The sequence below is a fragment of the Limnohabitans sp. genome (assembly GCF_040401135.1).
In the GTDB taxonomy this organism is placed as follows: Bacteria; Pseudomonadota; Gammaproteobacteria; order Burkholderiales; family Burkholderiaceae_C; genus Limnohabitans.
In genome coordinates, this window is the sequence record NZ_JBBAOV010000003.1 from 56,799 (window position 1) to 73,804 (window position 17,006).

The 17,006-nt window shown below is 55.8% G+C and carries 14 protein-coding genes; all 14 read right to left on the reverse strand.

Translation table 11 applies throughout. The features are described from left to right. Nucleotide 1: 1 nt before the first annotated feature. Nucleotides 2-1,411, reverse strand: a complete 1,410-nt coding sequence (murC, locus tag ABWP81_RS01725) for a UDP-N-acetylmuramate--L-alanine ligase (RefSeq protein WP_353138656.1) — start codon at nt 1,409-1,411, stop codon at nt 2-4. Next, entirely contained in the window at nt 1,411-2,496 is a 1,086-nt protein-coding gene (gene murG, locus ABWP81_RS01730; protein ID WP_353138659.1) for an undecaprenyldiphospho-muramoylpentapeptide beta-N-acetylglucosaminyltransferase, read from the reverse strand. The genes murC and murG overlap by 1 nt, the downstream gene beginning before the upstream one ends. Further along, nucleotides 2,493-3,743: a putative lipid II flippase FtsW gene (gene ftsW, locus ABWP81_RS01735; protein WP_502905501.1), complete on the reverse strand. Its 1,251-nt coding sequence runs from the start codon at nt 3,741-3,743 to the stop codon at nt 2,493-2,495. Before ftsW ends, murG begins: the two co-directional genes overlap by 4 nt. Before the next feature lie 41 nt (nt 3,744-3,784). Further along, nucleotides 3,785-5,542, reverse strand: coding sequence for a UDP-N-acetylmuramoyl-L-alanine--D-glutamate ligase (murD, locus tag ABWP81_RS01740; protein ID WP_353138662.1), 1,758 nt, complete (start codon nt 5,540-5,542; stop codon nt 3,785-3,787). 4 nt (nt 5,543-5,546) lie between these two features. Beyond that, entirely contained in the window at nt 5,547-6,725 is a 1,179-nt protein-coding gene (mraY, locus tag ABWP81_RS01745; RefSeq protein ID WP_353138665.1) for a phospho-N-acetylmuramoyl-pentapeptide-transferase, read from the reverse strand. Further along, entirely contained in the window at nt 6,716-8,137 is a 1,422-nt protein-coding gene (locus ABWP81_RS01750; protein WP_353138668.1) for a UDP-N-acetylmuramoyl-tripeptide--D-alanyl-D-alanine ligase, read from the reverse strand. Before ABWP81_RS01750 ends, mraY begins: the two co-directional genes overlap by 10 nt. Further along, a complete protein-coding gene (locus tag ABWP81_RS01755; protein ID WP_353138671.1) occupies nt 8,130-9,650 on the reverse strand; it encodes a UDP-N-acetylmuramoyl-L-alanyl-D-glutamate--2,6-diaminopimelate ligase in 1,521 nt (506 codons plus the stop codon). The genes ABWP81_RS01750 and ABWP81_RS01755 overlap by 8 nt, the downstream gene beginning before the upstream one ends. Next, nucleotides 9,650-11,389 (reverse strand): peptidoglycan D,D-transpeptidase FtsI family protein, encoded by a 1,740-nt coding sequence (locus ABWP81_RS01760; RefSeq protein WP_353138674.1) that lies wholly within the window; start codon nt 11,387-11,389, stop codon nt 9,650-9,652. Before ABWP81_RS01760 ends, ABWP81_RS01755 begins: the two co-directional genes overlap by 1 nt. Then, entirely contained in the window at nt 11,386-11,700 is a 315-nt protein-coding gene (gene ftsL / locus ABWP81_RS01765; RefSeq protein WP_353136254.1) for a cell division protein FtsL, read from the reverse strand. Before ftsL ends, ABWP81_RS01760 begins: the two co-directional genes overlap by 4 nt. Then, nucleotides 11,697-12,614, reverse strand: a complete 918-nt coding sequence (gene rsmH, locus ABWP81_RS01770; RefSeq protein ID WP_353138677.1) for a 16S rRNA (cytosine(1402)-N(4))-methyltransferase RsmH — start codon at nt 12,612-12,614, stop codon at nt 11,697-11,699. The genes ftsL and rsmH overlap by 4 nt, the downstream gene beginning before the upstream one ends. Before the next feature lie 9 nt (nt 12,615-12,623). Further along, nucleotides 12,624-13,052 carry a division/cell wall cluster transcriptional repressor MraZ gene (gene mraZ, locus ABWP81_RS01775; RefSeq protein ID WP_108283278.1) on the reverse strand — a complete coding sequence of 143 codons (429 nt, stop codon included), beginning with the start codon at nt 13,050-13,052 and terminating at the stop codon, nt 12,624-12,626. Between the two features lie 306 nt (nt 13,053-13,358). Continuing rightward, nucleotides 13,359-14,447 carry an RNA polymerase-binding protein DksA gene (gene dksA, locus ABWP81_RS01780; protein ID WP_502905500.1) on the reverse strand — a complete coding sequence of 363 codons (1,089 nt, stop codon included), beginning with the start codon at nt 14,445-14,447 and terminating at the stop codon, nt 13,359-13,361. A 195-nt stretch (nt 14,448-14,642) separates the two neighbouring features. Then, a complete protein-coding gene (locus tag ABWP81_RS01785; RefSeq protein ID WP_353138683.1) occupies nt 14,643-15,776 on the reverse strand; it encodes a CobW family GTP-binding protein in 1,134 nt (377 codons plus the stop codon). A 26-nt stretch (nt 15,777-15,802) separates the two neighbouring features. Further along, the coding region (locus ABWP81_RS01790; protein WP_353138686.1) for a class I SAM-dependent rRNA methyltransferase at nt 15,803-17,006 on the reverse strand (1,204 nt) is incomplete at its 5' end.

Genomic DNA, 17,006 nt, shown 5'->3' on the forward strand with positions numbered 1-17,006 from the left:
TTCAGCTCTTAAGTTGTTGCACCAGTTCCAGCACCTTGGCTGGCACTTGGCCAATCGAACCTGCGCCCATGCACATCACCACATCACCCGCTTTGGCGTTGTCGGCAATGACTTGGGCCATTTTTTGAATGTCATCTATAAATACCAAAGCTTCATGGCCCGCCACACGCATGGCACGCGAAAGTGCGCGGCCATCGGCCGCCGCAATCGGCGTTTCGCCTGCGGCGTAAATTTCAGACAGCCACAACACATCGGCGCGGCCCATGACGGCCACAAAGTCTTCAAAGCAGTCGCGTGTGCGGGTGTACCGGTGCGGCTGAAATGCCAACACCAAACGACGGCCTGGAAATGCACCACGCGCCGCAGCCAAGGTGGCGGCCAATTCGACAGGGTGATGACCATAGTCCTCGATGAGGGTGAACTCTCCACCGTTCTTCGCTGCCACTTCGCCGTGACGTTGGAAGCGACGGCCCACACCTTTGAATTCGGCCAAGGCTTTTTGTAGGGCCTCATCGGGCACATTCAACTCCACTGCAATCGCGATGGCAGCCAAGGCATTGAGCACGTTGTGCTCGCCCGCTAGGTTGAGCGTGATGTCCAGGTCTGGCAAGGTTACGCCATTGCTGCGCTTGACCGTGAAGCACATGCGGCCGTTGTCAGCTCGCACATTCACTGCACGCACTTGCGCTTCTTCGTTGAAGCCATAGCTGGTGATGGGGCGTGACACCTCGGGCAAGATGCTGCGCACGGCGGCATCGTCAGTGCACAAAATGGCTGCACCATAAAAAGGCATGCGATGCAAGAACTCGATGAACGCGGCCTTCAACTTGTTGAAGTCATGCCCATAGGTGTCCATGTGGTCGGCGTCGATGTTGGTCACCACCGCCATCACAGGCAAGAGGTTCAAGAATGAAGCGTCTGACTCATCTGCCTCGACCACGATGTAGTCGCCCGAGCCCAACTTTGCATTCGCGCCCGCACTGTTGAGTTTGCCGCCAATCACAAAAGTGGGGTCCATGCCAGCCTCGGCCAACACGCTGGCCACCAAACTGGTGGTGGTAGTTTTGCCGTGAGTGCCAGCAATAGCCACCCCGGTTTTGAGGCGCATCAACTCGGCCAACATCACGGCGCGTGGCACCACGGGAATCAGCTTGGCGTGCGCCGCCACTACCTCAGGGTTATCGGCCTGCACCGCCGTGGACGTGACCACGGCATCTGCACCTGCTATGTGTTGGGCATCGTGACCCACATAGGTTTGAATGCCCAAACTTTTTAGGCGCTTCAAGGCCACGCTGTCTGACAAGTCAGAACCTGAAATGGCATAACCTAAGTTGAGCAGTACCTCGGCTATACCGCTCATGCCTGCGCCGCCGATGCCGACGAAATGGATGTGACGAATGGCGTGTTTCATTATTTTTTTCCTTTCGCTGCGAGCTGCTCGCAAGCGGTCACCACGTGTGACACGGCCTCCACTTGACGCACGGCAAAGGCTTTTTCAGCACAAGCCAACAAGGTGCGGCGCGTCATAAATTGCAAACGATCGGCCAAGTCTTGGGCTTTCAATTCGTTTTGTTGAATCAACCAACCGCCGCCTGCGTCGACGACGAAACGTGCGTTGGTGGTTTGGTGGTCATCCACCGCATGAGGGAACGGCACGTAAATGGCGGCCACACCTACCGCAGCCAATTCGGTCACGGTGCTGGCACCCGCACGGGCAATCACCACGTCGGCATCGGCAAAGGCTTGTGCGGTGTCGTCAATAAAGGGGGTCAACTCGGCTTGCACACCCGCTTCTGCATAGGCCGTGCGCAATGCATCAATTTGCTTCGCGCCGCTTTGGTGTGTCACCACAGGGCGCTGGTCGAGGGGCATCAAGGCCAAGGCTTGAGGCACCACAGTGTTCAAGGCTTGTGCGCCTAAGCTGCCACCCACCACCAACACGCGCAACGGACCCGTGCGGTCGGCAAAGCGTTGCGTGGGTTCGGATTGCTTCACAAAACCATCGCGCATGGGGTTACCCACCCACTCGGCTTTTGGCAACACATGGGGGAAAGCGCTGAACACGCGGTCAGCCACACCACTGAGCACTTTATTGGCCATGCCAGCCACTGAGTTTTGTTCGTGCAACACCAAGGGCGCACCCCACAACACCGCCATCATGCCGGCAGGGAAGGTGATGTAGCCGCCCAACCCCAGCACCACATCGGGCTTGACGCGGCGCATGACACACAGGCTTTGCCAAAAGGCTCGCAACAACTTAAAGGGTAAGAGCGCCAGCGTCATCACGCCTTTACCGCGCACGCCACCAAACTGAATGGCTTGATACGCAAAGCCACGCGGCGGCACCAACTGACTTTCCATGCTCGGTGCAGGTGCACCTAACCAATGCACGTTCCATCCATGGATGCGCAACTGTTCAGCCACCGCCAGCCCCGGAAAAATGTGGCCGCCAGTGCCGCCCGCCATGATGAGTGCGGTGCGTTGGGTCGTGCTCATAAGCGACCTCCATGCATGACGACGCGGTTCTCAAAGTCCACGCGCAACACCACCGCAATAGCAATCAGGTTTAACAAAATGGCAGAGCCGCCATAGCTCATCAGCGGCAAGGTCAAGCCCTTGGTGGGCAGTGCGCCCAAGTTCACGCCCATGTTGATGAAGGACTGAAAGCCCATCCAAATGCCCACACCTTGCGCCACCAAACCTGCAAACACGCGGTCCATGGCAATGGCTTGACGGCCGATGTACATGATGCGACGCGTCAGCCACATGAACATGCCAATCACTGCCACCACACCCACAAAACCAAACTCTTCACCAATCACGGCCAGCAAAAAGTCGGTGTGTGCTTCGGGTAACCAGTGCAGTTTTTCGATACTGCCGCCCAAACCAACACCAAAAATTTCGCCTCGGCCAATCGCAATTAACGAGTGCGACAGTTGGTAGCCCTTGCCCAGCGCATGCTCCATGCTCCAGGGATCCAAGTAAGCAAAGATGCGCTCGCGACGCCACTCAGACGTTGCGATGATGAGAGCAAATACGCCAATCAAGGCGGCTGCAATCAGAGTGAACATGCGGGCATTTACGCCCCCCAAAAACAAAATACCCATGGCAATCACTGCGATCACCATGAAGGCGCCCATGTCTGGTTCAGACAACAGCAACAGGCCAACCACTGACACGGCAGCACCCATGGGCAGCACGGCTGCGATGAAGTTTTCTTTCACATCCATCTTGCGCACCATGTAGTTGGCGGCGTACAGCAGCACACCCAACTTGGCCAACTCGGAAGGCTGAAAACTCATGAAACCCAAGCTGATCCAGCGGCGTGCGCCATTGACAGACTTGCCAATGAAAGGAATCAGCACCACGATGAGCAAGCCAATGGAGGCGATGAACACCCAAGGTGCGATGCGCTCCCACGTATTGAGCGGGATTTGAAATACAAACAAAGCAGCCACAAATGCCACAAACATAGACAGTGCGTGACGCAACAAAAAGTGAGTGGGCGAGTAGCCTGCACCCATGCGTGGGTTATCTGGAATGGCAATAGAAGCCGAATACACCATGACCAACCCAAACATCAGCAAGGCAAATGTGACCCAAACCAAAGGCTGGTCAAAACCTTTCACATGCACAGGCGACGCAGCAGTGCGCGTGAACTCGGTGCCGTGCACACGCACAGGCAGAGCGTCCATACCAGTTTCGGATTCGCCGCCAAACAGACGCCCAACCCCCTGCTTCATGCGCTGCATGAAAGAGACTTTGACGTTCGTGGCCATGTCGCTCACGTGAGGCCTCCCGCTTCTTCCACCAAGTGGTTCACGGCGTTCACAAACACTTCAGCGCGGTGCGCGTAGTTGCTAAACATGTCCATGCTGGCGCAGGCGGGTGACAACAATATGGCATCGCCCGAATGGGCTTGTTCGCTGCACAGCTTGACGGCATCTTCTAAGGTGACTGCATGCAGCAGCTTCACACCGCTGTGTTGCAACACCTCACGCAAGGCGGAGGCGTCTCGCCCGATCAACACCACGGCGCGTGCAAAGCGAGCGACGGGTTCGGCTAAAGGCGTAAAGTCTTGGCCCTTGCCGTCACCACCCAGGATGACGACTAAGCGGCGGTCCACACCTAGACCATGCAAGGCAGCCACGGTGGCGCCGACATTGGTGCCTTTGCTGTCGTCAAAATATTCCACCCCGTTGAGGATAGTTACTGCTTCCATGCGATGCGGTTCGCCAAGGTACTCGCGCAGGCCAAACAACATCGAGGCCAAATCGCCACTGGCGTTGCTCGCCAATGCCAAAGCGGCCAAGGCGTTGAGTGCGTTGTGGTGACCACGGATGCGCAATGCATCGACGGGCATCAGGCGTTGAATATGAATTTCTTCTTCATCGTCTTTACGACGTTTGCGAGTTTCGTCAGCTTCCAGTGCGCGCACCAGCCATGTCATGCCATTGACGGTTTCAATGCCGTAATCGCCTGGGCGTTGCGGCATGTCACCACCAAACGTGAGGTGGATGCGTGGCTGTATTTTGGGCGTCTTGGCGCGCGAAGACTTGGCTGCCACTTCGGGCACACCAGCGGGTGCGCTGGCCAACATAGCCATCACGCCGGCGTCTTCGCGGTTAAGCACCAGCACGCCTTGCTTGCCAAAGATGCGTGTTTTTGCCGCTGCATATCCGCCCATGCTGCCGTGCCAGTCAAGGTGGTCTTGCGTCAGGTTAAGCACCGTAGCCGCTGTGGGTTCAAAATTGTCCACGCTGTCCAACTGAAAACTCGACAACTCCAGCACCCACACTTGAGGCAAAAACGGATGCTCTGCAGGTGGCGGCGGCGGTGGCACCAAAGGTGGCAAGTCAACTTCGTAGGGCTCGTCATCAACTGCGATTGTGTCGTCATGGAGCCCAAGTTGAGTACCCGTTATCGCCATTTGCGATTCAACTGCTTCCTCTTGCACCAAGGTTTTGCAGGCAACTAACTCGGCAGCTTCTTGAGCGGCAATCACGTCAGCCGCAGCCTGTTCTTTGGCGGCCTTGCCCAGCGCTTGCGACAAAGTGTCCAGCAAGGTGGGGCCAATATTGCCAGCCACGGCCACGCGCTTGCCTGCACGCTCTAGCAGTTGGCCCGTCAATGAAGTGACCGTTGTTTTGCCGTTGGTGCCCGTGATGCCCAACACCTTGGGGTAATAGACCATGCTGGTTTGTAAATCAGTCAGTGCTTGGGCGAACAGCGTCAGCTCGGTGCCCACCCATAAACCAGCAGCCACAGCGGCATTCCAAACAGGCGCAACCGACTCAGGACTCAGGCCTGGGCTCTTGAACACCGCACGCACATCTTGGCCTTCGACTAAGGCGGCTTCAAACGCGCCATGCACAAACTTCACCTGTGGCAACTCAGCACGCAAAGCAGCCAAATGCGGGGGCTCTACACGCGTGTCAACCACATGCACTTCTGCGCCTTGACGCGCACACCAACGCGCCATCGCTAGGCCGGAATCACCCAAGCCCAGAATTAGCACTGATTGGTTGCAAAGTTGCTGCATCTGTTTATCTCAGCTTCAAGGTAGACAGACCCACCAAGCACAGCAGCATGGTGATGATCCAAAAACGCACAACGACTTGGGTTTCTTTCCAACCGCTCTTTTCAAAGTGGTGATGCAAAGGCGCCATCTTCAAAATGCGGCGACCTTCGCCATATTTCTTCTTGGTGTATTTAAAGTACGCCACTTGCAACATGACCGACAAGGCTTCCACCACAAAGATGCCGCCCATGATGGCCAACACAATTTCTTGTCGCACGATCACCGCAATCGTTCCCAATGCACCGCCCAAGGCCAATGCGCCCACGTCTCCCATGAAGACTTGCGCGGGGTGTGTGTTGAACCACAAAAAGGCCAAGCCTGCACCCGCCATAGCCGCACAGAAAATCATCAACTCGCCTGAGCCAGGGATGTAGGGAAAGAACAGGTATTTGGAATACACCGAGCTGCCGGTCACATAGGCAAACACGCCCAAGGCCGAGCCCACCATCACGACGGGCATGATGGCTAAGCCGTCTAAGCCATCGGTCAAGTTGACCGCGTTGCTAGATCCCACAATGACCAAGTAGGTCAGGATCACAAAGCCAAACACGCCCAATGGGTAGCTCACCTCTTTGATAAAGGGCAGCAGCAAACCCGCTTTCGGTGGCAAGTTCACATCAAAACCAGACTGCACCCACGAATAAAACAGCTCCAGCACGCGCAAGTTGCTGCTCTCAGAAATGCTGAACACCAAATACAGGGCAGCCAACAAACCGATGAGTGACTGCCACAGGTATTTTTCGCGCGAAGGCATACCTTCTGGGTCTTTGTTCACCACCTTGCGCCAGTCATCCACCCAACCAATTGCACCGAAACCAAAGGTCACGATCATCACGATCCACACAAAGCGGTTAGACAAATCAGCCCACAACAAAGTGGATACGGCGATGCAAATCAGAATCAACACACCCCCCATGGTGGGCGTACCGCTTTTGGCCAAGTGCGACTGCATGGCGTATTCACGAATGGGCTGACCAATCTTCAACGCGGCCAAACGGCGAATCACGAATGGACCAGCGATCAAGCCAATCAGCAAAGCCGTCAACGCCGCCATCACCGCACGAAACGTGAGGTACTGAAATACACGGAAAAAACCAAATTCTGGCGAGAGGGTTTGCAACCATTGGGCTAAGGTCAGCAGCATGGTGTCGTTTCCTTTTTGTTTTGATCGTGACAGGCGTTGATCGCTTCGATCACGCGCTCCATCTTCATGAACCGTGAGCCTTTGACCAACACGCTGCCAAGCTGAGGCAGCTGCTGTATCACGCGTTGGTTCAAGGCATCGATATCGGTCATGTGCTGAGCTTTGGAGCCGCAGGCGGTGGCTGTGTACGCAGCCAAATCGCCCAAGCACAGCACGTGTTCAAGCCCCAAGTGCGCGGCATACAAGCCCACCTCTTGGTGGAACTCAGGGCCTTGTGTGCCCACCTCGCCCATATCGCCCAACACCAACAAGCGTGGTGCGGGTAGCTCAGCCAGAACGTCAAGGGCAGCAAGCACCGAGTCGGGGTTGGCGTTATAGGTGTCATCCACCACAGTGATGTGGCGGCCTTGGCACTGAACGCCAAAAGCACGTGAGCGGCCTTTGACCGGCTCGAAGCTGTTGAGCCCTTGTTCGATATTGGCCAAAGACACACCAGCGGCTAACGCACAAGCTGTTGCAGCCAAGGCATTGCTCACGTTGTGACGGCCAGCAATGTGAAGCTGTGCACGCAACAGGCCAGCAGGTGTTTGCGCTTCAATTGCCCAGTGGTCGCTCAACCAATCAGCCTTGAGCAATTGAACTTCTGCTTTTTCAGCTGTGTTGTCTGTCATGGAGAAGCGCATGCATGCACGCTTACCTGCCAAGTCTTTCCATAGAGGGCTGTATTCGTCATGCGCTGGGAAAACTGCCACGCCGTTTGCCGGCAAAGCCTTGATAGCTTCGCCGTTTTCTTGCGCTACTGCTTCAACTGTGGCCATGTGCTCCAGATGCTCGCGCTGGGCGTTGTTCACCAAAGCGACTGTGGCTTGCGTCATGTCGGCCAAGACAGCAATCTCGCCGGGGTGGTTCATGCCCAGTTCCACCACCGCAGAGCGGTGATGGTTACGCATGCGCAGCAATGTTTGTGGCACACCGATATCGTTGTTTAAATTTCCTTGCGTGGCCAAAGCGTCATCGCCAAAGCCTGCGCGCAAGATGCTGGCAATCATTTGTGTGACGGTGGTCTTGCCGTTGCTGCCCGTCACGGCAATAACTGGACATTGAAATTGGCTGCGCCAGCCTTTGGCCAACTGGCCCAAAGCGATGCGGGTGTCTGGCACTTGCAGACCCGCCAACTTGACCGCCTCTAAACCGTGGTGCGCCAATGCAGCCGTTGCACCGCAGGCCGACACTTCTGGCAAGAAGTCGTTGGCATCAAAACGCTCGCCCTTCAACGCGACAAACAAATCGCCCACTTGGCAAGTGCGGCTGTCCGTATTGACGCGGTGAATGGTTAACCCTGCATCACCCTGCAGCTGCGCGTCTGTCAGCCATGCATTGATTTGCTTCAAGCTGAGGTTCATGTCAGGCATGCGCCCTCCCTTTTTCAGCACGAAGTTGCAAGGCTAAACGTGCCTGCTGTACATCGCTGAACGGATGCTTGACGCCCGAAATTTCTTGGTAATCTTCGTGGCCTTTTCCAGCCAGCAACACCACATCTTGTGCGCGAGCTTTTAGAACGGTTTGCGCAATCGCTTGTGCACGATCTGTAATAACAATGGCTCTACCTACATGCTTCAATCCTGAGAGCATGTGGTTCAAAATATTTTGCGGATCTTCGCTGCGCGGGTTGTCACTGGTCAGCACCACGTGCTGAGCGTGTTGCTCGGCAGCAGCAGCCATCATGGGTCGCTTGTCTGCATCGCGGTCACCGCCGCAGCCCAACACACACGTCAACTCACCGCCACGCGACTGAGCTAGCGGCAACAGAGCCTGCACAGCTTGCGCCACTGCATCAGGCGTATGCGCGTAGTCAATCACGACCAAAGGCTCACCCGCTTCACCCACGGTTTCCATGCGGCCTGGTACTGCGGGCAACACGCGGCAAGCTTGCACGGCATCTTTCAAGCTGTAACCCAACGCGCGCAGGCAGGCGATGACGCCCAACACATTACTCACGTTGTAGTGGCCGACCAGCTGAGTCTCAATCGCGAGAACTTCATCACCCTCAACCACGTCAAAGCACAGACCCATGGAGCTATGTTCAATGTGGTGTGCCACGATATGTTGTGCATTCTTATCTGCGCTACGGTCTGCACGAAGATCGCACGACACAGTCCATACATTTACGTCACCACGCGCCAGCAGTTGTTTTGCCAAGGCCGCGCCATGTGTATCGTCCACATTCACCACAGCAGCTTGCAGGCCAGCCCAGCTGAACAATGCCAGCTTTGCTTGCCAATAGCTAGCCATGTCGCCGTGGTAATCCAAATGGTCTTGCGTGAAATTAGTAAACATGGCCACGCGCACTTGCGTTCCGTGCAAACGATGTTCCGCCAAACCAATGGATGAAGCTTCGATCGCACACGCATTCACACCGGCGTTGACCATGTCGCGCAACTTGGCTTGCAGCAACACGGGGTCGGGCGTAGTCATACCCGTGACTTCGAGATGACCGACCTCACCCACGCCCAAAGTACCCACGATGGCACAGCGCTTACCCAGGTTTTGAAGCGCATGCGACAGCCACCATGCGGTAGAGGTTTTTCCGTTGGTGCCTGTGATGGCAACCACGTCCAGCGCATGGCTGGGTTGTTCGTAATACGCGGCGGCAATCAAACCACTGGCTGCTTTCAAACCGTCATAGGTGGCAATGCTTGCGTTCTCGCCCCATGCAAAGTCCTCAGCGCCCGATAGCTCGACCACACATGCAGTCGCACCTTGCTTCACAGCAGCGGCCACAAACTGACGGCCATCTGTAATACCGCCGGGCCAAGCAATAAAACCATCACCTGCACCCAAGCATCGGCTGTCGGTGTGCAACGCACCACGCACTTGGTCATGCAACCACTGCGCGGCGTCTTGCGGGTTGTGCAGTCGTTTCATCAAAACGACTCCTTCTCTACCTGGGTCACCACTTGAGGCTTGACCGCCATATCAGGCTGCACCCCCATCATGCGCAAGGTTTGTTGCACGGTTTGGCTGAACACAGGCGCCGCCACATCGCCGCCGTAATAAGCACCGCCTGTTGGCTCGTCCACCATCACCGCCACAACGATGCGTGGGTTGTCAATGGGTGCAATGCCGACAAAGAAGCCACGGTATTTTTTGCTCGCATAACCCTTGCCTTCAACCTTGTGAGCCGTGCCTGTTTTGCCGCCCACCGAGTAGCCCATGGTTTGCGCCTTGGGCGCTGTACCACCTTGGATGGTGACCAAGTGCAGCATGTTGCGAATGGCCGCAGCGTTGTGTGACGAGAGCACACGTGCGCCGCTGACTTGTGCCTGATGGGTTTTCACCAAACTCATGGGCACCATCTCGCCGTCATGTGCAAACACGGTATAGGCCTGCGCAAGTTGAAACAAACTGGTGGACAAACCGTAGCCATAACTCATCGTGGCTTGCTCAATGGGTCGCCAAGTTTTGTAGGGCCGCACCTTGCCCGCCACCGCGCCGGGAAACGGCACTTGGGGCTTTTGACCCAAACCCATTTGCGTAAAAACCTCCCACATGTCGTGCGGCTGCATTTGCATGGCAATCTTGACCGTGCCCACGTTGCTGGATTTTTGAATGATTTCATTCACGCTCAACACGCCGTGCGGATGAGCATCGGTGATAGTGGCCGAGCCCATTTGCAGCTTGCCTGGTGCGGTTTGAATCAAGGTCTCGGGCTTGACAATGCCCTTCTCCAAAGCCAATCCCACCACCAGCGGTTTCATGGTGGAGCCGGGTTCGAACGTGTCTGTGAGAGCGCGGTTGCGAAGCTGAGCCCCGCTGAGATTACCGCGTTTGCCAGGCGAGTAACTGGGGTAGTTGACCAAGGCCAACACCTCGCCCGTCTTGATGTCAAGCACCACCACACTGCCTGCCGCAGCCTTGTTGGCAATGACAGTTTCTTTGATCTTTTCGTACGCGAAGTACTGCACCTTGCTGTCGATGCTGAGCTGTAAATCTTGGCCATCTAGGGGCGGCACCATTTCGCCAATGTCTTCCACCACGCGGCCCAAGCGGTCTTTGATGACGCGACGCGAACCAGCTTTACCGCCCAAGGCTTTGTTGAAGGTCAGCTCGACACCTTCTTGACCCACGTTTTCTAAATTGGCAAAACCCACCACGTGCGCCACCGATTCACCCTCGGGGTAAATGCGCTTGTATTCCGGGCTGTCTGACACACCTTTAATTTTGAGCGCCAGCACCTCTTTGGCCACCGACACTTCCACCTGACGCTTGAGCATGACATAGGTCTTGTCTTCGTCTTTCAGCTTTTTATCAAGCTCGGCTTGGCTCATGCCCAGCAACTTGGCCAAAGCTTTAAGCTTGACAGGGTCTCGGTCAATTTCATCTGGGTTGGCCGTGATGCCGCGCACAGGAACGCTCGAAGCCAAGATGTTGCCGTTGCGATCCAAGATACGACCACGGTTGGCTGGCAGCTCCAAGGTGCGCACAAAGCGCACCGTGCCTTGACGCTTGAAAAATGCGTTGTCGATCACCTGCACATACGCAGCGCGCGCCACCAAACCCAAGAAACCCGCCGCAATCACAGCCACGATGAACTGGCTGCGCCAGATAGGCGTCTTGCTGGCGAGCAAGGGGCTGGTGGTGTATTGCACGCTGCGGCTGCTCATGGGCGAACCTCTGCAGAAGCCGATGTTGATGCTGATGCAGTTGCGCCACCGGGCACCGTGGCGTAATGCGTGATAGCCGGTGTGATGGTGCGCATGTGCAGTTGCTCACGTGCGAGTTTTTCAACACGCAGGGGTGTGGCTTGGGCACGACGCTCCACATCCAAGCGGTCGTTTTCGGTCTCTAAATTGCGGGCCAAGCTTGTGGCACGATCAATCTCCATGGTGAGCGAGCGTGACTCGTATTGCGTTCGCACCAAATACAGCGCGCTCGCCATCACGGCCAACATCAACAACACGCTCACGCGGCTCATGCACTGGCTCCTAAGCGCTCGGCCACACGCATGATGGCACTGCGCGAGCGGGGGTTGCCCGCCACCTCGGCCGCACTGGGCTTGACCCGATCAATCGCTTTAAAGTCCATCACTTTGGGAACTGCAAAAGGTGCACGGCGGTCATACACCTCACGCGAATGCTGCGTGATGAACTGCTTGACGATGCGGTCTTCCAAGGAATGAAAACTGATCACAGCCAATCGACCTCCGGGGCGTAGCACCTGCAACGAAGCGCTTAGCGCTTGTTGCAACTCCTCAAGCTCGGCATTGATGAAAATCCGAAAAGCCTGAAATGTGCGCGTTGCAGGGTCCTTGCCCGGCTCGCGGGTTTTGACCGTGTCAGCCACGAGCTGGGCCAGTTCAGAGGTGGTTGTAGGCACGCCCCGTTCTTGTCGGCGAGCATCAATCGCCTTTGCAATCTGTAAAGCAAACCGTTCTTCGCCATATTCACGTATCACCTCCGCGATGTGTTGGACTTCTGCCTCTGCCAGCCACTCGCATACGCTCTGGCCACGGGTGGTGTCCATACGCATGTCCAAAGGGCCGTCGTTTCGAAAAGAGAAACCGCGCGCTGGGTTGTCGATCTGGGGTGAGCTCACTCCCAAATCCATCAGCACGCCGTCGATAGCGCCCGCATCCAACTCGTCCAAGTGCGTGAAGCCTTGGTGACGAATCGAAAAACGCGGGTCTTGAATTTGTTCTGCTGCTGCGATCGCATCGAGGTCTTTGTCGAATGCAATCAAACGGCCTTGCGGCGATAGCTTGGACAGGATGAGACGGGAATGCCCGCCACGACCAAAGGTCGCGTCCACATAAGTACCGTCCGGCTGGATGTCGAGGGCGTCGACAGCTTCGCTGAGTAGGACGGTGGTGTGCTGCCATGGCGTGTCCACCGTCATCCTTTAAAAAGAAAATTCCTTGAACACGTCGGGCATGTCGCCCTGCATGGCTTGGGCCTCTTGCGCCTCGTAGGTCGCCTTATCCCAAAGTTCAAAGTGGTTACCCATGCCAAGCAGCATGGTGTCTTTGCTGATACCCGCTGCGGTGCGCAGCTCGGGCGAGATGAGGACACGCCCCGTGCCATCCATCTCCACATCCATCGCATTGCCCAAAAAGATACGTTTCCACCATTGCGCGCTCATGGGCAGCGCGGCAATGCGTTCGCGAAACTTCTCCCACTCGGTACGAGGAAAGACCATCAAACAGCCATGGGGGTGACGCGTGATCGTGAGCTGACCAGCCGCAGTCGCGCTCAAGACGTCGCGATGCCTGGTTGGCACCGACAAACGACCTTTGGCGTCGAGACTCAGTGATGAAGCGCCCTGAAACACGATGACTACCCTTTTCACACATGCAAATCAAACAACCAAGCCGAGCGAAAAGACCAAAAGGCACTTTTCACCACTTAATTGCACTTATTTGCACTGTAGCAGGAAAACCAGTTTAGAACACCTAAATACGCAGTTTTTTCAATGAAATCAACAACTTACAGCGATTTTAACATTCACATCATAAGATAAATATCGTTATAGATGAAGCACTTAGCAAAGGCACTAAAAGTGGCTTATGAAGAGAAGCAGGCGTAAAAAAAGCAGGCACATGGACCTGCTTTTTAAAGATTTTTGGCGGTTTAGCCATCAATCCCCGAACATGCGTTGCTTAATTTCGCGACGTTCTTGCGCTTCCAGCGACAAACTGGCGGTGGGGCGGGCCAACAAACGGCCCACACCGATGGCTTCGCCGGTTTCGTCACAGTAGCCGTAGTCACCGCTGTCGATGCGGTGAATAGACTGCTCGATCTTCTTGAGCAACTTACGTTCACGGTCACGTGTGCGCAGCTCCAAGGCGTGCTCTTCTTCAATGGTGGCGCGATCGGCTGGATCGGGTACCACCACGGTGTCTTCACGCAGGTGCTCGGTGGTTTCAATGGCGTTGGTCAGCACTTCATTTCTCAGCTGCACAAGCTTGAGTCGGAAGAATGCCATTTGCATGTCATTCATGTACTCGGTGTCGGGCATGGCGATGATTTCAGCATCGGTCATTTGGTCAGCGGTTTTGGACTTCCAGTTATTAGCTAGCTTGGCGTCTTTTTTAGGTATCACAGGAACAATGGTTGGGGCGGAGGGTGCCGTCATAGGCATAAAGCTGTTCTTGGCTGCGTTGGAGGCAACCACTTGAGCTGGCGGGGGGGGAACCAAAGCCGCCATCTTGGCCGCTCTGGAGTTTTTCTTGTGCACCACAGGGGTGTAGCCAGGAATGATGGGGGTCACATGCACGAAGGGTGCAGGCGCGGCCACCACTTTGGTTTTGGGCGCCAATTTGGCTGCTGACTTGGCCGGGGCTTTTTTAGCAACGGGCTTGACAGCTTTCACAGCCACTTTGGCGGGTGCTTTCGCTGCCTTTACTGCCTTTACTGGCGGCTTAACAGCCTTGGCCGGGGCCTTGACCACTTTGGCTGGTGCTTTGGCAGCACCTTTGGCCGGGGCTTTCACCACCTTAGCAGGCGCTTTCACGACCTTAACAGGTGGCTTTGTGGCTACTGCTTTTTTTGCAGGCGCCGCCGGCTTCTTCGCCACTACCTTTTTAGGGGCTGCTTTGGTTGGTGCTGCTTTCTTGGCTGGGGCGGGCTTGGCTACCAACTTCTTGGCAACCACTTTGACAGGTGCTGCTTTTTTAGCCACAGGCTTGGCGGCAGGTTTAACAGCCTTTACGGGGGTCTTCACCACCACAGACTTTTTTACTGATTTAGCCGTTTTTTTAGTATCAACAGGCTTCTGAGAAGCAGTTTTCTTGGATTTGGCACTCACTGTGGGTCTCCTTGCTGCCCCTAGCGGCACGGGTGTGCTAATCGGGTCTGGCGCGCGGGATTGTAGCCACAAACCCCAAGGCTTCATTAAATTTGCAAAAACTGCCATATTTCATCAAACCAAGGATTGATCGAGGCCTTGGACCAAGATGTCCTTAGGCAAGTCGATACCGATGAACACCATCTTGCTGATACGCTCTTCGCCCTCAGCCCAATCCGGGCCCAAATCACTGCCCATCAACTGGTGCACACCTTGGAAGATCACCTTCTTTTCGGTGCCCTTCATATTAAGCACGCCTTTGTAGCGCAACATTTTGGGACCGTAGATATTGACGATGGCGCCCAAAAAGTCTTCCAACTTGGCGGGGTCAAACTGACGTTTGGACTTGTAGACAAAGCTCTTCACGTCATCATCGTGGTGATGGTGGTGGCCGTGCCCATGGTCATGCACGAGGTCTCGTGCATGAGATGGGTGGTCGCAGTGCTCACCCTCTACATGGTCATGGTCATGGCCATGTTCCGCGTGGTCGTGCGAATGTCCAGACGTGTGCGAAGGATGGTCGCAATGTTCACCATCATGGTGATGGTGGTCGTCATCGGCCAAGAAGTCTGGATCGATGTCGAGCTTGGCGTTCAAGTTAAAGCCGCGCAAATCAAACACCTCGGCCAACGACACTTCGCCAAAGTGCACCACCTTCTGTGGGGCGCGTGGGTTCATGTGCTTCAAGCGGTGCTGCAAAGCATCCAACTCAGCGGGCGACACAAGGTCGGCCTTGCTGATAAAAATTTGGTCTGCAAAACCCACTTGGCGGCGGGCTTCTTGGCGGTCGTTCAGCTGCTGGGCGGCGTGCTTGGCGTCGACCAAAGTCAAGATGGAGTCGAGCAAAAAGCTCTCGGCAATTTCGTCGTCCATAAAGAAGGTTTGAGCCACGGGGCCAGGATCGGCCAAGCCGGTGGTCTCGATCACGACGCGGTCAAAGTGAAGCAGGCCTTTGCGCTTTTTGGCGGCTAACAACTGCAGCGTGGTGCGCAAGTCTTCGCGGATGGTGCAGCACACGCAGCCGTTGTTCATCTGAATGATTTGCTCGTTGGTGTCAGACACCAAGATCTCGTTGTCGATGTTTTCTTCGCCAAACTCGTTCTCGATGATGGCAATCTTTTGCCCATGGGCCTCGGTCAACACACGCTTAAGCAAGGTGGTTTTGCCTGAGCCCAAAAAGCCGGTCAGGATGGTGGCGGGGATCAACATGAAAAAACCTTAGTTGGAAAAACTGATCAATCAGATATTGTGGCTGAGTTGTGTTTCTCAACCAAGTCAGCTGCTTTCACCACCACCAAGCCCTTTAAATACTCGCCCTCAGGGAAAGCCAGCGTCATCGGATGGTCGGGCGCACCTTGCATGCGCTCGCTGATGTAGCCATCGCACGGCGCATCGGCGCCCGCCGAGGCCACAATTTTGTGAAACAAATCAGCACTAATGCCGCCTGAGCAACTGTAGGTAAACAGCACACCGCCGGGCTCTAACAGCTTGAACGCCAAGCGATTGATGTCTTTGTAGGCCCGCGCCGCGCGGTCGGCATGCGCGGCAGTGGGCGCAAACTTAGGCGGGTCGAGCACGATGGCGTCAAAGGTTTGGCCTTCTTGGATGAACTGTCGCAACGATGCATTCACATCCGCATCCATCATCGTGGTGCGTGCGGCGTCAAAGCCGTTCAGCGCCACGTTGGCTTTGGCTAACTCAACTGCGGGGCCAGATGAGTCGATGGACGTCACATGCGCCGCGCCGCCAGCCAAAGCAGCGACCGTAAAGCCGCCTGTGTAGCAATAGCAATTGAGCACGCGCTGAAACTGCAAGCGACGGGCGTAGTCCGCAAACTTCTTGCGGCTGTCGCGTTGGTCTAAATAAAAACCTGTTTTATGACCCTCGGCCACATCGAGCGACAGTTGCCAATCGTGCTCGCGCAGCACCACGCCTGTAGCGCCCTCGCCGCGCAGCCAACCTGTGACTTCGGGTAAGCCTTCCAGCTTGCGCACGTTCGAATCTGAACGTTCGTAAAGTTTGGTCAGGCCAGTTTGCGCCAGCAGTTCATCGGCAATCACGTTTCTCCAGCGCTCGGTGCCGCACGACAAAAACGACGCCACCAAGATGTCGTCATAGCGGTCCACGATGAGGCCTGGCAAACCATCGGACTCGCCGTGAATCAAACGCACGCCATTGCTTTGAATGTCAAAACGGCTACGCGCAGCAATAGCTCGAGCGATGGAGGCTTTGAAAAATGACGCGTCAATGCGCTGACCTTCGTCAAAACTCCAAATGCGAGCGCGAATTTTTGATTCGGGACTGCACGACGCCCAGCCCAAAAACTGGCCGTCATTCGATTCCACGCGCACAGTTTCACCTGCGTCGCCGCTGCCTTTGGCAATAGCACCGTCAAAAATCCACGGGTGGCGGCGCAAGGCAGAACGCTCTTTGCCTTCT

Bases quoted from the DNA above. Each gene is read 5' to 3' on its own strand.
- murD (WP_353138662.1), bottom strand. From the start codon at position 5,542: ATGCAGCAACTTTGCAACCAATCAGTGCTAATTCTGGGCTTGGGTGAT.
- ftsL (WP_353136254.1), bottom strand. From the start codon at position 11,700: ATGAGCCGCGTGAGCGTGTTGTTGATGTTGGCCGTGATGGCGAGCGCG.
- murC (WP_353138656.1), bottom strand. From the start codon at position 1,411: ATGAAACACGCCATTCGTCACATCCATTTCGTCGGCATCGGCGGCGCA.
- ABWP81_RS01785 (WP_353138683.1), bottom strand. From the start codon at position 15,776: ATGTTGATCCCCGCCACCATCCTGACCGGCTTTTTGGGCTCAGGCAAA.
- ABWP81_RS01760 (WP_353138674.1), bottom strand. From the start codon at position 11,389: ATGAGCAGCCGCAGCGTGCAATACACCACCAGCCCCTTGCTCGCCAGC.
- ftsW (WP_502905501.1), bottom strand. From the start codon at position 3,743: ATGAAGCAGGGGGTTGGGCGTCTGTTTGGCGGCGAATCCGAAACTGGT.
- ABWP81_RS01750 (WP_353138668.1), bottom strand. From the start codon at position 8,137: ATGCCTGACATGAACCTCAGCTTGAAGCAAATCAATGCATGGCTGACA.
- ABWP81_RS01755 (WP_353138671.1), bottom strand. From the start codon at position 9,650: ATGAAACGACTGCACAACCCGCAAGACGCCGCGCAGTGGTTGCATGAC.
- mraY (WP_353138665.1), bottom strand. From the start codon at position 6,725: ATGCTGCTGACCTTAGCCCAATGGTTGCAAACCCTCTCGCCAGAATTT.
- murG (WP_353138659.1), bottom strand. From the start codon at position 2,496: ATGAGCACGACCCAACGCACCGCACTCATCATGGCGGGCGGCACTGGC.